This window comes from Curtobacterium sp. MCPF17_018 (genome assembly GCF_003234135.1).
GTDB classification, from domain to species: Bacteria; Actinomycetota; Actinomycetes; order Actinomycetales; family Microbacteriaceae; genus Curtobacterium; species Curtobacterium flaccumfaciens.
This window is the reverse complement of the sequence record NZ_QKSJ01000003.1, coordinates 115,502-130,448: the sequence shown is the minus strand read 5'-3', so window position 1 is coordinate 130,448 and position 14,947 is coordinate 115,502. Positions and strand designations below refer to the sequence as shown.

At 72.4% G+C, this 14,947-nt stretch carries 12 protein-coding genes; 11 read left to right on the top strand and 1 reads right to left on the bottom strand.

Translation table 11 applies throughout. The annotated features are described in order from the left end of the window. Nucleotides 1-19: 19 nt before the first annotated feature. The 5 genes from DEJ27_RS05030 (at nt 20) to DEJ27_RS05010 (ending at nt 7,697) form a co-directional block, all read left to right on the top strand. On the top strand, nt 20-991 hold the full coding sequence (locus DEJ27_RS05030) for a MoxR family ATPase (protein WP_110859004.1): 972 nt from the start codon (nt 20-22) through the stop codon (nt 989-991). Nucleotides 992-1,089: 98 nt separating this feature from the next. Next, on the top strand, nt 1,090-2,403 hold the full coding sequence (locus DEJ27_RS05025; protein WP_258370294.1) for a DUF58 domain-containing protein: 1,314 nt from the start codon (nt 1,090-1,092) through the stop codon (nt 2,401-2,403). Continuing rightward, nucleotides 2,400-4,877 (top strand): transglutaminaseTgpA domain-containing protein, encoded by a 2,478-nt coding sequence (locus tag DEJ27_RS05020; protein WP_111090439.1) that lies wholly within the window; start codon nt 2,400-2,402, stop codon nt 4,875-4,877. Before DEJ27_RS05025 ends, DEJ27_RS05020 begins: the two co-directional genes overlap by 4 nt. Further along, the gene (locus tag DEJ27_RS05015) at nt 4,874-6,871 is read left to right on the top strand and encodes a zinc-ribbon domain-containing protein (protein ID WP_111090438.1); all 1,998 of its coding nucleotides are present in this window, start codon (nt 4,874-4,876) and stop codon (nt 6,869-6,871) included. The genes DEJ27_RS05020 and DEJ27_RS05015 overlap by 4 nt, the downstream gene beginning before the upstream one ends. Before the next feature lie 64 nt (nt 6,872-6,935). Next, entirely contained in the window at nt 6,936-7,697 is a 762-nt protein-coding gene (locus tag DEJ27_RS05010) for a hypothetical protein (protein ID WP_111090437.1), read from the top strand. A 51-nt stretch (nt 7,698-7,748) separates the two neighbouring features. On the opposite strand, the gene DEJ27_RS05005 is transcribed toward DEJ27_RS05010, so the two are convergent. After that, on the bottom strand, nt 7,749-8,741 hold the full coding sequence (locus DEJ27_RS05005) for an asparaginase (RefSeq protein ID WP_111090436.1): 993 nt from the start codon (nt 8,739-8,741) through the stop codon (nt 7,749-7,751). Between the two features lie 34 nt (nt 8,742-8,775). Between DEJ27_RS05005 and DEJ27_RS05000 the strand changes: the two genes are divergently transcribed. The 6 genes from DEJ27_RS05000 to DEJ27_RS04975 all read left to right on the top strand — a co-directional run bounded on the left by DEJ27_RS05000 (nt 8,776) and on the right by DEJ27_RS04975 (nt 14,899). Beyond that, the gene (locus tag DEJ27_RS05000; RefSeq protein ID WP_110858998.1) at nt 8,776-9,285 is read left to right on the top strand and encodes an OsmC family protein; all 510 of its coding nucleotides are present in this window, start codon (nt 8,776-8,778) and stop codon (nt 9,283-9,285) included. 6 nt (nt 9,286-9,291) lie between these two features. Continuing rightward, entirely contained in the window at nt 9,292-10,263 is a 972-nt protein-coding gene (locus tag DEJ27_RS04995) for an FKBP-type peptidyl-prolyl cis-trans isomerase (RefSeq protein WP_110858997.1), read from the top strand. Nucleotides 10,264-10,265: 2 nt separating this feature from the next. After that, complete coding sequence (dxr, locus tag DEJ27_RS04990; protein WP_111090435.1) at nt 10,266-11,378, top strand: 1-deoxy-D-xylulose-5-phosphate reductoisomerase; 1,113 nt, start codon at nt 10,266-10,268, stop codon at nt 11,376-11,378. A gap of 124 nt (nt 11,379-11,502) precedes the next feature. Next, nucleotides 11,503-12,837, top strand: coding sequence for an RIP metalloprotease (locus DEJ27_RS04985; RefSeq protein WP_181430090.1), 1,335 nt, complete (start codon nt 11,503-11,505; stop codon nt 12,835-12,837). Nucleotides 12,838-12,863: 26 nt separating this feature from the next. Further along, a complete protein-coding gene (locus tag DEJ27_RS04980; RefSeq protein ID WP_111090433.1) occupies nt 12,864-14,342 on the top strand; it encodes a cytosine permease in 1,479 nt (492 codons plus the stop codon). Next, nucleotides 14,339-14,899, top strand: coding sequence for a cysteine hydrolase family protein (locus tag DEJ27_RS04975; protein WP_111090432.1), 561 nt, complete (start codon nt 14,339-14,341; stop codon nt 14,897-14,899). Before DEJ27_RS04980 ends, DEJ27_RS04975 begins: the two co-directional genes overlap by 4 nt. Nucleotides 14,900-14,947: the final 48 nt, after the last annotated feature.

Genomic DNA, 14,947 nt, shown 5'->3' with positions numbered 1-14,947 from the left:
AGGACGAGGACCATCCCGCATGAGCATGACCCCGGAGCAGGCCACCTGGTTCGCCGACGTCGCAGGCCGCATCGTGACCAACGTCGAGCAGGTGCTCCTCGGGAAGACGTTCGTGATCCGTCTCGCGGTCACGGCGATGCTCAGCGAGGGGCACCTGCTCCTCGAGGACGTCCCCGGCACGGGCAAGACGAGCCTCGCCCGAGCGATGGCGCAGAGCGTGCAGGGCTCCACGAACCGCATCCAGTTCACCCCCGACCTGCTGCCGGGCGACATCACCGGCATCAGCGTCTACGACCAACGGACGCAGGAGTTCGACTTCCACCGCGGGCCGGTCTTCGCGAACATCGTGCTCGCCGACGAGATCAACCGTGCGAGCCCGAAGACCCAGTCCGCGCTGCTCGAGGCGATGGAGGAGTCCGCGATCACGGTCGACGGCGTCAACCACCGTCTCGCTGCGCCGTTCATGGTCATCGCGACCCAGAACCCGATCGAGCAGGCCGGCACCTACCGCCTGCCCGAGGCGCAGCTCGACCGCTTCCTCATGAAGACGTCCATCGGCTACCCCGACCACGCCGCGACGGTGAAGATCCTCGAGACCTCGTCGGCTCCGTCGGCGTCGGTCCCGCTGGCGAGCGTCGTGCCCGCCGCGACCATCACCGAGATGGCCGCCCTGGCGCGCACCGTGCACGTCGACGCCGTGATCGCCGACTACGTCGCCCGCCTGGTGGACGCGACCCGCTCCGCGAGCGAGGTCCGGCTCGGCGTCAGCGTCCGCGGGGCGATGGGTCTGATCCGTGCTTCCCGTGTCCTCGCGGCGCTGAGTGGTCGCCACTACGTCACACCGGACGACGTGAAGGCGCTGGCCGTCCCGGTCCTCGCGCACCGCCTGGTGCTCGACGCTGAGGCCGAGTTCGACGGCGTCAGCGCACCGAGCGTCATCGCGCAGCTCCTGGTGGAGACCCCGCCGCCCGCCGACCGAGTCACGACGTGACGGACCGCCGGCCCGTCTCCACGCGCTCACGCCGTCCGTCCTCGACGCGGTCGCGTCGTGGCACGGCGGCGTACGAGCGCACGGGGACGGTCACCGGCATGACCAACGTCCGGACGCGGATCGTCGGTGACCGCGAGGGTGTCGCAGCGGATGCGGTCATCGGGATCGTCCGGCTCTGGGCAACGGCCTGGAGGCTCGTCCTGCGTCTCTGGGGCGAGGTCTCGTCCGTCGTCACCGGGCTCGGGTGGACGGTCGCCGCGCTGACGCTCGTCGCGTTCGTGGCCGGCTACCGGTTCGGCCTGCGGGAGGTCGTCGTCGTCGGGTTCGCCGGCGCCGTGCTCGCGGTGGTCGCTGCGGTGGCGTTGATCGGCCGGTCGCGGCTGGCCATCCGGATGCGGCTGCCGCAGCACCGTGTGGCGGTCGGCGACGACGCTGGCGTGATCATCACGGCCGAGAACCCCACGCGCCTGCCGTCGGTGCCGACCACCGTCGAGGTGCCGGTCGGATCAGGCCTGGTCGACGTCGCGATCCCGGCCATCGGGCCGCACGGCACCTTCGAGCGCCAGGTCCCGGTCCCGACGCTCCGCCGCGGGGTGCTCGACGTCGGGCCCGTGACGGGGGTCCGCGCAGACCCGGTGGGACTCGTCCGCCGTGAGCTCGTCTGGACCGCCCGCGAGCAGGTCATCGTGCACCCGCGCACCATCGCGATCCCGTCGACGAGCACAGGCCTGGTGCGCGACCTCGAGGGGCAGGCGACGACCGACCTGTCGCCCGCGGACATCGCTTTCCACGCCATCCGCGAGTACATGCCCGGCGACGACCCGCGCACCATCCACTGGAAGTCGACGGCGAAGTCCGGCGCGCTCATGGTCCGGCAGTTCGAGGACACCCGTCGCTCGCACCTCGTCGTCGCGCTCGGCATCGCGCGCGGAGAGTTCGCCGACGACGAGGAGTTCGAGCTCGCGGTGAGCGCGGCCGCTTCCCTCGGCGCGCGGGCGATCCGCGACGGCCGTGAGGTCTCGGTCGTGGTGTCCCAGCGCACGCCGGAGTTCGCGAAGCGTGCGGTGTACGCCGTCCGGACGCTCCCCACCGTCACGCCGACGCGCCTGCTCGACGACTTCGCCTCGGTCGGCCTCGCCGACGCGTGCCTGCCGATCGCCGAGGTCTCCCGGATCGTCGGGAGCGACACCGACGGCATCTCCGTCGCGTTCCTCGTCGTGGGCTCGACCGTCGGCCTGCCCGCGCTCCGACTCGCCGCCACGCGGTTCCCCGTCGGGGTGGAGGTCGTCGCGGTGATCTGCGAGCCCGAGGCCCAGCCGCGGTTCCTGCGTGTCGCGGGTCTGACCGTGATGACCATCGGCTACCTGGACGACCTCCGGCACGCCCTGCACCGATCGGCGTCGGCAGCATGAGCGCCGCACCCGTGACCAACCCGGCCCCTGCGGCGGACCGGGCGAGACGCTCGACCCGGCGATCCGACCGTCGCGGTGCCCGTCGGCTCGTCCCGTTCCGCCTCGCCGGCGGCACGCTGGCGGTCTGGCTGTTGCTGGCCGTCGCGAGCACGTCCTGGTGGCCGGTGTACCGGGACGGCGCGATGATCACCGCCGCGGTCACCGCGATCGTCATCGGCACGATCGTCGCGCTCCTCGGCACCCTGCTCCGGCTCCCGACGGCCGTCGTGGCGATCGCGACCGTCGCCGCGTTCACGCTGACCGGCGTCCCCGCCGCCGTGCCGAGCCAGGCGAACGGCCTGCTGCCCACCGGACACGGACTCCTCGACCTCTTCGCCGGCGTCGCCCTCGGCTGGAAGCAGCTGGTGACCATCAGCCTCCCGGTGGGCTCCTACGAAGCGCTCCTCGTGCCCTACTTCGTGACGTTGCTCGTGGCGACGGTGACCGCCGTGAGCGTGGCGACCCGCGCCTCCCGGCAGGAACTCGCGAGCATCCCGGCGCTGGTGCTCTTCGCGGTGGGGGTGGTCGTCGGGCCGAGCCGGCTCGACACGTCGATCGTGACGGCGGTCGTCCTGGTCGGTCTCGCCCTCGTCTGGGCGCTGACGGTCCGGCACGCGCGTCGTGCGGTCGCCGTGGCGACCACCATCGGTTCACGGGTGCCGGTCGCACGGTCCATCGTCCGACCCGCGCTCGTGGGCACCGGCACCATCGTGGCCGCGGCGGTCGTCGCGACCGGCCTCGGCCTGGTCGCACCGCCCTCCGGTGACCGCACCGTCGCGCGCACCGACGTCGTGAAGCCGTTCGACCCCCGCGACTACGTCAGTCCGCTCAGCGGATTCCGCGCCTACGAGGAACCCACTGCCTCGGACGCGATCCAGCTCCGGGTGACCGGCCTGCCCGAGGGCGGGTTCGTCCGCATCGCGACGCTCGACACCTACGACGGCGTGGTCTACCGGGTCGGCGGCGCCGACGGCTCGGCGGGCTCGGGCACCTTCGAACGCGTGCCGACCGCCGTCGACGTCCGTGGCGTCCGGGGCACCACGGTCGACGTCGGTGTGACGGTCGACGGGTACCGCGGTGTGTGGCTGCCGACGGTCGGCGCCCTGGAGCGCGTGGAGTTCACCGGGCAGGACGCGGACGACGAGCGCGGCGCCTTCTTCTACAACGGATCGACCGGCACCGGCGCCGTGGTCGGCGGAGTGGGGGACGGCACGTCCTACGACCTGACGGCGGTGCTGCCCGACCAGCCGACGGAACGGCAGCTGGCCACCGCGCGGCCAGGGAGCGCCGCGGTTCCCACCGCACGGGACGTCCCCGACGCCGTGCGCGACACCGTCGAGTCGACGACAGAGGACGTGTCGGCACCCGGCGCGAAGCTCCTCGCCGCGGTGCAGGCACTGCAGCGGAAGGGGTACGTCAGTCACGGTGTCGGTGACGACCGGATGAGTCGGTCCGGCCACGGCGCCGACCGCGTCCAGGAGCTCCTCACCGCGCCCCTGATGATCGGTGACCAGGAACAGTACGCCGCGGCGGCCGCGCTGATGGCCGACCAGCTCGGGTTCCCCGCGCGGGTCGTGATGGGCTTCACGGCCGGGGGTGACTCGGGCAGCGACGGCACCGCAGCGCGTGGCGGGACGATGACCTTCCGTGGGTCCGACGTCACGGCACGCGTCGAGGTGGACACCGCGCAGTGGGGGTGGGTGATGCTCAACCCGAACCCCGAGGTGCGTGAGATCCCGGACGAGCAGCAGCAGACCCCGCAGCCGGTGACCCGACCGGAGACGGTCGTGCCGCCGCCCCCGGTGGACCAGCAGGACCAGGACCAGCAGACGCCGCCCGAGAGCGACCGGAACACGCCGCCGGTGCAGCCGCTCTGGCTCCGGATCCTGCTCGCCGTGCTGCCCTGGGCCCTCGGGACCCTCGGCGTGGTCGCACTGGTCCTGTTGCCGTTCGCCGTGATCGTGCTGCTGAAGCGACTGCGACGGCGACGACGACGGAACGCCACCACGCACCGGGGTCGCATCGTCGGTGCCTGGGACGAGTACCGCGACGCGCTGCTCGACCGCGGGCACGACGTGCGGCGTTCCGCCACCCGACGTGAAGCCGTGGTCGGTGCACCGGGTGACGGCGGCGCCGGACTCGCGGCACTGGCCGACCGTGCGGTGTTCGGCCCGAGCGACGCCGACCAGACGACCGCCGATCGCATGTGGGCGGCGACGGACGACGCGATCGCTTCGCTCCGGACCGGGCGGAGCCGTCGGGAGCGGTTCCGCACCGCCGTGTCACTCCGGTCGCTGCGGGGAACCGGGCGTCGTCCGACGCCACGGTCCCGTCGTGTGACCGACGGCCAGACTGCGTCGGGGCACGGCGACTACGATGTCCAGAGGCCGGACGAGCGTCGTGGACGGCCGAGTGAGGACAGAGGCACCACGTGATCAGATGCGAACACTGCGGATCGATGCTCCCGGACGGAGCGATCTTCTGCGGTGAGTGCGGACGCGCGGTCACCGCCGCGGCGAGCCGTCGCCCGGTCGCGCCGACCCCCGTCGAACAGGCACCGCCGCCACCGTTGCAGCAGCCCGACGCCCATGGCCGACGGTCCGACCCGGCCTCCGACGCCTGGTTGCCCGAAGCCACGCTCGATCCCGCCACCCGCGCCTGGCTCACCGGTGCCGACCGCCGTGGAACCGAACCGCCGGCACCCGTGCCGGTGCAGCGTCCCGACGACTTCGCACCGCGCCAGGCGCCCTCACACGTGCACGGCGCCGGATCCGGACTCGGGGACTGGTCGGGTGCGCCGGGCCAGTCGGATCCGGAGCCGGCTCTCGACCCCGACGCCTACCCGTCCGAGCCCCTCGACGCCGACGATCCCGAGCGCACCCGCATCGCCCCGGCTCCCGGTCGCCCAGCGACGCCCGCGACCCCGGTGCGTGATGCCGCGTCGCCCGCTCCTGAGCAGACGGCGCAGCAGCCCGTCGCACCTCCGCACACCGCGGAGCCCGCTCTGCCCGTGTGGGCGCCGCCAGCCGCCACCGCACCCCCAGCGGCACCCGCCGGTCCTTCCTGGTGGGTGGGCCGCGGTACCCCGGCTGCCGAGACGCCGTCGGAGCCGGTCGTTCCGCCGGGGCCAGGAGCAGCTGCCGAACCGGCCACCGAGCAGGGCGCCGCGGCTCCTGCGTCGGAACCACAGGGCGCACAGCGGGAACAGGATGCCCAGGCCGGCTCCGAGCCGGAGCGCGACGAGGTGATCGTGGCGGCGTCGGAGACGAGTGCCGCGGACGACCGCCCCGCCGTCGTGTCGCCCCCGCAGCCCGGGGACACCGCCGTGGTCGAGCCGCTCATCGATCGACGGCCGCCGCGTCCGGCCCCGCTCGTCACCCCCGGCATGCACGAGACGACCATCTGCCACGTCTGTGGCAACCGGCTCGAGCCCGACGACATCTTCTGCGGCGAGTGCGGAGCCGTCCGCCCGGCGGTCACCGCGGCCTTCACCGGCCCCGTCATGCCCTTGCCGATGACCCGACCCGACTGGGCAGCAGAGGGATCCGACGGCACCCAGGGGTCTGACGGCGCCCAGGGGTCTGACGGCACCGAGACGTCCGGAACGACCGACGATGCGGACGAGCCGGCCGGTGGATCGTCTGAGCCCGCGGGCTCGGACGAGTCCGACGAGAGCGGCCGCGACGAGAACAGCTCCGACGAGATCACTGCACGCGACGAGCAGGGCGACGAGCCGAACGACGAGGCCCGGGTGGACGACGAGTCGCTCCGCGCCGGGGTCGAGCAGTCCGGTGCGGGCCGTCGCCCCCGAGGGGCGCACGCTGCCCCGGTGGGCGAGCCCGAGGCGTCCGCCGTGCCGCGCACCCCACTCCCGCCGGTGCCCGGTTCCGCGACCGTCCCGTCCTCCGCGCCGTCCGCCACCACCACCGGTGCGCCCGTGGCTGCACCGCTGCCCCCGATCCCCGGAGCGACCGGACCCGCGCTGCCGTTCCCGCCGGCGAGCCGGTCGGAGTCGAACGCCGGAGCCGATGCGCTCCACGACGCCGATGACGACGCCGACGACGACGTCGACGAGACCCGCATCGTCGCGAAGACCCCGACCCGGGCGCCGTTCGTCCTGCACTTCAGCACGGGTGAACGGCTCGGGGTGCACGGCACCGGCCTGCTCGGACGCCTGCCGCGACCGCAGCCGGGGGAGCGGTACGACGACCTGCTGACCGTGCACGACCCGGGCAAGTCCGTGTCGAAGACCCACCTCGAGCTCGGCCGCGACGGCGACGACCTGTGGGTCTCCGACCGGTTCTCCGGCAACGGCACGGTGGTCCGGCACATCGATGGATCGATCCGCCGCTGCGAGCCCGGTCGGCGGTACCGCGTCGAGCGTGGCGCCCGCGTCGACATCGGTGAGCAGTTCTTCCTCGTGCAGTAGGCGACTTCTCCACAGATCCGTCGCGGACCAGCGCTGGGCCCTTCGTACCTGGTGCGATGGGGACATGACCCGCTTCACCGCCCGCTGTGTGATCGTGGGGGCCGCGGTCGCGCTCGTCGTGGCCGGCGTCCTCGCGCCGATCGGTGGCGCGGGGCAGACCGTCCTGCTCGGGGCGGGTGCGTGCTGCGCCCTGGTCGACGTGGTGCTGCACCAGTCGGCGCCGCCGGATCCCGGAACCCGTCCGGCCCAGGTCGTTGCGCCGCACGGGCCGGACCAACCCGCCGCGGCCGATCCGCTCGGCGCGCCGGAGCAGCCGATGGGACCGACCCCCGAGGACGGTGACGGCCTGCCGGCACTCGTCCTCGGGCACGGGCCGGGCGGTGACCTGCTCCGCGTCGACGCCGGGTCCCACGTGGTGGTCGTCGGTGCCGGAGCACTCGCCGTCGCGGTGTTCCGCGGGCTCGCCGAGCAGCTCCGAGCCGCTGCCGTCCACGCCGACGACGATCTGCGATGGGCCGTCGCGCCAGGAGTCCTCGACGCAGCGGGCTCCGGCAGCGACGATCCGGCCCCGACCAGCCCGAGCACGCCGTCAGCGGAGACCCTTCCGTCGGGGACCTCGATCGCGGTGTGGATGGGCGCCGACGGCCGACCGCTCGGCACGGTGGTGCTCGTCCCCGGACTCGGAGCAGCGCCCCGACACCGGGACGTCACCGTCGAGGTCTCGCGGTACGGCTGCTCCGTCCGTCGACTCGACGGCCACGGGGTCGTCCGCGTGTCCCCGGCGCTGCCGGTCCTCGCCCCCGACCCCGTCAGTGCGGACCGATGACCAGCGCGGCCCGGGTATCAGCGCCGACCGAGGAACAGCACTCGCGACGGATCAGCGCAGCCCGGCGCCGGCGCGCACCGCACCGACGGGGACGCCACCACCGAGCACCCGCTCACCGGTCGCCTCGAGCACCTCGGCCACACCGTCGGACGCCACGAGGCCGTTCCGCTCGAGCAGGGCCAGTGCTGCCAGGGTGCCGGCCCGCTGCGAGCCGTCGAGCACCTTCACCGCCACCGCGGCGCCGCCGGGCAACCCCATGACCATGACGCCCTCGGCACCGAGCTTCGCCAGCACCTGCAGCCGCTCGATGGTGACCGTGTTCGCGCGCCCGACGCCATCGATCGCCCACGGGTGCGCCAGGACCGCGTCGGTCAGCGCGGCGGAGTCGTCGTCGGCCCGTGCCACGACGCCGGCGAACCCGCGTGCCAGCCCCGTCAGGGTCAGCGGGAACACGGGGGCGCCGCAGCCGTCCGTGCCGACCAGGTCGACGGTCTCGTGCGTGTACTCCTCGACCACGGAACGCACCCGCTGCTGCAACGGGTGCTCGATGTCGAGGTAGGTGGCCTCGTCCCACCCGTTCACCCGGCAGGCCGCGAGCATGCCGGCGTGCTTGCCGGAGCAGTTCATCGCCAGTCGGCGGGGTCCGTCCATCGTGCGGGCGGTGCCGCGGTCGAACGGCATGTCGGGCGGGCAGCCGAGGTCGGCCTCGACGTGGTCGAAGGACTCGAGCATGTGCAGGGCGAGCGCCTGGTGCGCCGCGGTACCGGCGTGGCTCGCCGTGGTGAGGACGAGCTCCTCGTCCGAGAACAGCGCACCGGCACGTCGGACCGCCAGGGCCTGGAACGGCTTCATGGTGGAACGCGGGTAGATGCTCGCCGTCACGTCGCCCACGGAGTCGATCACCGTGCCGGTCGCGTCGACGACGACGCCGGCGCCGATGTGTCGGCTCTCGTCGAACCCTGAGCGTTCGAGCACCGCCAGCTCGACCGAACCGTCGGCGGTGAGAGGATGGCGATCACTGCGGACTTCGGGGCTCACCGTCATGCCGCCATGCTAGCCAAGGCGAAGGGGCGCACCCGTGCACGACCACTCCTACGAGGTCTCCGTCAGCTGGACCGGCGACCGCGGGACCGGCACGTCCGGGTACCGCGACTACGGCCGCGAACACGTGGTCTCGGCGACGGGCAAACCCGACGTCCCCGGCTCCGCCGACCCGACCTTCCGCGGGGACCGTGACCGCTGGAACCCCGAGGAGATGGTGCTCGCGGCGCTCGCCCAGTGCCACATGCTCAGCTACCTGCACGTCGCGGTCACGAAGGGCTTCACCGTCGTGGACTACCAGGACACCGCGACCGCGTCGCTCCGCCTGAACCGTGACGGTTCGGGTGAACTGACCGAGGCGACCCTGCACCCGGTCGTCACGATCCTCGAGGCCGACCGCGTCGAGGACGCCGAAGCCGCACACGTCACCGCCAACCAGCTCTGCTTCATCGCGCGGTCCGTGGCGTTCCCGGTGCACCACGAGCCGCAGCTGGTCGTCCGACCTGCGTCATTGGCAGGGGACTCTTCGACTGGTGGGGCAGACTAGGTCCTCGTGAAGCGTCTCCGCCTGCTCCCGATCGCCATCGTCCCCGCCGTCGTGCTGGGACTCGCCGCCTGCTCCGGCTCCGGCTCGGACGGGTCCTCGGCCTCGCCGACCCCGTCGGCCAGTGCCACGGCCTCGGCGATCACCTCCTGCCCCGACCCGGGGAAGTCCTCCGACGCCGTCGAGGCGACCGGGTCGTTCGGTGGCACGAAGGCCCCGACGGTGAAGTTCGCCTCGGGCCTGTCCGCGAAGACGCCGCAGGCCACCCGGCTCGTGAAGGGGAAGGGCGCGGCGCTCGACGAGGGCGACTACGCGCAGGTGTCCTACAGCGTGTACGAGACGTCGGACGCCAAGAAGCTCGGCACCGTCGGCTTCGACGAGGGCAACCCGCAGGTCCTGTCCGTCGGCGGGTCGGGCTTCGGCGCGCTCCTCGCCTGCTCGAAGGTGGGCGACCGGATCGCCGCGGTCGGACAGTCCTCCGCACTCGGTTTCAACACCGGCGGCGAGATCGTCGTGGTCGCGGACGTCGTCGCGCAGACGCCGACCAAGGCGACCGGCACCCCGCGGGACCAGGACCCGGCCCTGCCCACGGTCGAGGACAAGGCCTCGGGCGAGCCGGAGATCACGGTCCCCGACGGCGTGAAGGCGCCCACGAAGACCACGGTCGAGGTGCTCAAGCAGGGCGACGGCACCGAGATCGCGGACGGCGACACCGCACTCGTGCAGTACAAGGGCGTCGTCTACGACACCGGCAAGGAGTTCGACTCCTCGTGGTCGAAGGGCGTCCCCACCACCTTCACCGTGTCGGAGAGCGCACTCATCAAGGGCTTCGTCACCGGGCTCGTCGGGCAGAAGGTCGGCTCACAGGTCCTGATCGTCGCCACACCGGAGGACGCCTACGGCGCCAACCCGCAGGAGGGCTCGGGCATCCCGAAGAACGCCACGCTCGTCTTCGTGGTCGACATCCTCGCCAAGGGCTGACCGTGACGGACGGCCGCCCCGGCAGCACCGGTCCGGACCGCAGACGCATCGTCGTCCTCGGCAGCACCGGCTCGATCGGCACCCAGGCGCTCGACGTCGTCGCCCGCAACCCCGACCGGTTCGAGGTCGTCGGCCTCACCGCCGGAAGCAACCGCGATCTCGTCGCCGAGCAGGCCGCCCGCTTCGGCGTGCGCGACACCGCGTTCGGAGCGGCCGACTCGGAGCGGCTCGTCCGGAGCGTCGAGGCCGACGTCGTGCTCAACGGCATCACCGGTTCGGTCGGGCTCGGTCCGACGCTGGCCGCACTCGAGAGCGGTGCCACGCTCGCCCTCGCGAACAAGGAGAGCCTGATCGTCGGCGGCTCCCTCGTGCAGCAGGCCGCGGCGCCCGGGCAGATCGTGCCCGTCGACAGCGAGCACTCCGCGATCGCGCAAGCGCTCCGCGCCGGCGTCGACACCGAGGTGCAGCGGCTCGTCCTCACCGCGAGCGGGGGCCCGTTCCGCGGGCGCACCCGCGAGCAGCTCCGCGACGTCACCCCTGCCGAGGCGCTGGCGCACCCCACCTGGGACATGGGGCTCGTCGTCACGACGAACTCGGCCACCCTGGTGAACAAGGGGCTCGAGGTCATCGAGGCCCACCTGCTCTTCGACGTGCCGTACGACCGCATCGACGTCACCGTGCACGCGCAGTCCATCGTGCACTCGATGGTCGAGTTCGTCGACGGTTCCACCATCGCCCAGGCGTCGCCGCCGGACATGCGCCTGCCGATCGCGCTCGGCCTGGCCTGGCCGGACCGGGTGCCGGGTGTCGGCATGCCGCTCGACTGGACGACCGCGAGCACGTGGACGTTCGAGCCCCTCGACCAGGACGCCTTCGGCGCCGTCGCCCTCGCGAAGCGGGTGGGCGAGCTGGGCGGGACGTTCCCGGCCGTGTTCAACGCCGCGAACGAGCAGGCCGTCGCCGCGTTCCACGCCGGCGCGATCGGTTTCCTGGACATCGTCGACACGGTCGAGCGCATCGTCGAGGAGCACACCGCGGGGGAGCCGTCACTCGACGGCGTGCTCGCGGCGGAGCAGTGGGCGCGCACCGCTGCGGACCGCGCGCTGACCCGCTGACGCGAGTCGCGCCTCCCGTCCGACGCGGAGGCGGCAGACCGCGGACGGCGACGGACGGGAGGCCCTGATCACCTCTCAGACGGCGCCCGGCTCCGTCATGGAATCAGTCCCGTACTCTTTCCCGGTGACCGTCGAATCCGTCCTGCTCTTCGTCCTCGGCGTGGTCGTCTTCATCATCGGCCTGCTGGTCTCGATCGGACTCCACGAGCTGGGGCACCTGTCCTTCGCGAAGCTCTTCAACGTCAAGGTGACGCAGTACTCACTGGGCTTCGGCAAGGCGATGTGGTCGTTCAAGCGGGGTGAGACCGAGTACGGGATCCGTCCGATCCTGCTCGGTGGGTACATCTCGATGGTCGGCATGCTCAAGCCGCGCGCCTCGGGCCGGGCGAACGCCATCACGAACACCGGCATGTACGGCGCGTTCGTGCAGGACGCCCGCCAGGCCAGCGCCGAGCAGATCGCGGACTCCGGTGGCGACGACTCCCGCGCCTTCTACCGCCTGACGCCGTGGAAGCGGATCATCGTGATGGTCGCTGGCCCGGCCATGAACCTGGTGATCGGCATCGTGCTGTTCGGTGTCCTGCTGTGCGGGTTCGGGGCGCCGACCACGACCTTCACGTCGAGCGTCGGGTGCGTGCTGCCGAACAGCCGGACGACCGAGTGCTCGCCCGGCGACGCCGTGTCGCCGGCGAAGCAGGCGGGCATCGAGTCCGGCGACGTCGTGCTCTCGGTGAACGGCGAGCAGGACCCCACGATCACCCGCGTCTCCGAGGTCTTCCAGGAGTCCGCCGGTGAGCAGGTCACCGTGGTGGTCGAGCGCGACGGCGCCCGCAAGACCCTCGAGATCACCCCGACGACCGCCACCCGCGACGTCTACGACGCCGAGGGCAAGGTCGTCGAGAACGACGACGGCACCACGAAGACCCAGCGCGTCGGCGTGGTCGGCGTGAGCATCGGGCAGTCCCTGGTGCGGCAGTCCCCGGCCGAGGTGCTGCCCGCGACCGGCGCCCAGATCGCGGCGTCGGCGCACCTGATCATCGACCTGCCGCAGCGCATGGTCGCGGTGTGGAACGCCGCGTTCGGTGCCCAGGAGCGGTCGCAGGACAGCCCCGTGTCGGTGGTGGGCGTGGGCCGTGCGATCGGCGAGGTCTCGTCGATGAGCGGTGTCCCCGTGGTCGACAAGGCGTACACGATCCTCGGGCTGCTGGCCTCGCTCAACATCGGCCTGTTCGTGCTGAACATGGTGCCGCTGCTGCCCCTCGACGGCGGACACATCGCGGGTGCGCTCTGGGAAGCGATCAAGCGACGCTCGTTCAAGCTCGTCGGCAAGGCGGACCCGGGGCCCATCGACCTGGCGAAGACGATGCCGCTGACGATGGTGGTCGTGGTGCTGCTGGCGGGCATGAGCGCCCTGCTCATCTACGCCGACATCGTTCGACCGGTGAACCTCTTCGGGTAGGGCTGCCGAGCCACTACGCTCAGCGCATGAGCACAGCCGCCACGAACCCGCCCGAGGTTCGCGCCGTCGAACGCCAGGGGCTCGACGTCATCGCCGAGTCCGACCGGAAGGGCACCCCGAGGGGGTTGTTCTGGCCGTGGTTCGCCGCCAACATCTCCGTCCTCGGCCTGAGCTACGGCTCCTTCGTCCTCGGCTTCGGCATCTCGCTGGCCCAGGCGACGATCGTCTCGGTCATCGGGGTGGTGTTCTCGTTCCTGCTGTGCGGCGTCGTCGCGATCGCCGGCAAACGCGGGTCCGCGCCGACGATGGTGCTGAGCCGCGCGGCCTTCGGGGTCCGTGGCAACCGCGTGCCGTCGTTCCTCAGCTGGGTCCTCACCGTCGGGTGGGAGACGTCGCTCGCCGCGCTGGCGGTCCTGGCGACCTCGACGGTGTTCACCGAGCTCGGCTGGGACGGCGGGGTGCTGACGAAGATCGTCGCGCTCGTCGTGGTCGCCGCACTGATCGTCGGAGCCGGCATCGCCGGGTTCGACGTCATCATGCGCCTGCAGACCGTGATCACCGTCGTCACCGCCGTGTTGACGGTTGTCTACATCGTGCTCGCCGCGCCGACGATCGACTTCGCAGCGCTCGGTGCCCTCCCGTCCGGCAGCGGGCAGAACGTCATCGGGGCGCTCGTCCTCGTGATGACCGGGTTCGGACTCGGCTGGGTGAACGCCGCCGCTGACTACTCGCGGTACCTGCCACGGAACGCCTCGACGGGCGGTGTCGTCGGCTGGACGACGTTCGGCGGTGCCCTCGCACCGGCAGTCCTCGTGGTGATCGGCGTGATGCTGGCGGGGTCGTCACCGGACCTGAACGACGCGATCGGAGCCGACCCGATCGGCGCGCTCACGACGGTGCTCCCCGTCTGGTTCCTCATCCCGTTCGCGATCGTGGCGATCCTCGGGCTCGTCGGGGGAGCCGTCCTCGACATCTACTCGTCGGGCCTCGCACTGCTGAGCGTCGGTGTGAAGATCTCGCGTCCGGCCGCCGCGGGTGTCGACGGCGTGATCATGGTCGCCGGTGCCGTCTACGTCGCCTTCTTCGCGCAGGACTTCATCTCGCCGTTCCAGGCCTTCCTCGTGACCCTCGGCGTCCCGATCGCCGCGTGGGCCGGGATCTTCGTCGCCGACGTCCTGCTCCGTCGACGCGCCTACGCCGAGGCCGAGCTCGACGACCGCCGCGGGCGCTACGGCGATGTCCGATGGCTGCCGATCGCGCTCGTCGTGCTCGGTACCTTGCTCGGGTGGGGCCTCGTGACGAACACCTACGGCGTCCCCGCCTGGCTCAACTGGCAGGGCTACCTGCTCGGCCCGTTCGGCCTCGGTGGCCGCGAGGGGCCGTGGGCGTACGCGAACCTCGGCGTCCTCGTCGCCCTGGTCGTCGGGTTCCTCGGCACGCTGCTGTTCGCGCGCGGGTCGATCCGCCGTCAGGAAGCACTCGGCACCCCGGACAACCTGCGATGAGCGCTGCGATCCGCGACGACGCCTGGCTCGTCGTCATCGACATGCAGCAGGTCTTCACCGGCGAGAACCCGTGGGCCGCACCGCGGTACGACCACGCCGGCGCCGGCGTCGAGCGGCTCCTGCCGCGGTTCACGGGCCGCACGGTGTTCACCCGCTTCGTGGCACCGGCGCAGCCCGAGGGCGCGTGGGTGCCGTACTACCGCGACTGGCCCTTCGCACTGGTCCCGGACGCCGACCCGCTGTACGCGCTCACCGAGCCGTTCGCGTCGGCCGCCGCGGACCGGAACGACCCCGTCGTGACGGAGCCGACCTTCGGCAAGTGGGGGACGAGCCTCCGGGCCGTCGTCGGCGACCACCCGCACCTGGTGCTGACGGGGGTCTCGACCGACTGCTGCGTGCTGTCGACCGCGCTGGCGGCGGCCGACGCCGGTGCGACGGTGACCGTCGTGGCCGACGCCTGCGCCGGCGGGACCGACGCGGACCACGACCGTGCGCTCGCGGCGATGCGGCTCTACGCCCCGCTCATCACCGTCGTGGACTCGGTCGGGGACCTCTGAACGGACCCACGGGGACCGGACCCGGCACGGTCAGACCGAGCGCGTAGA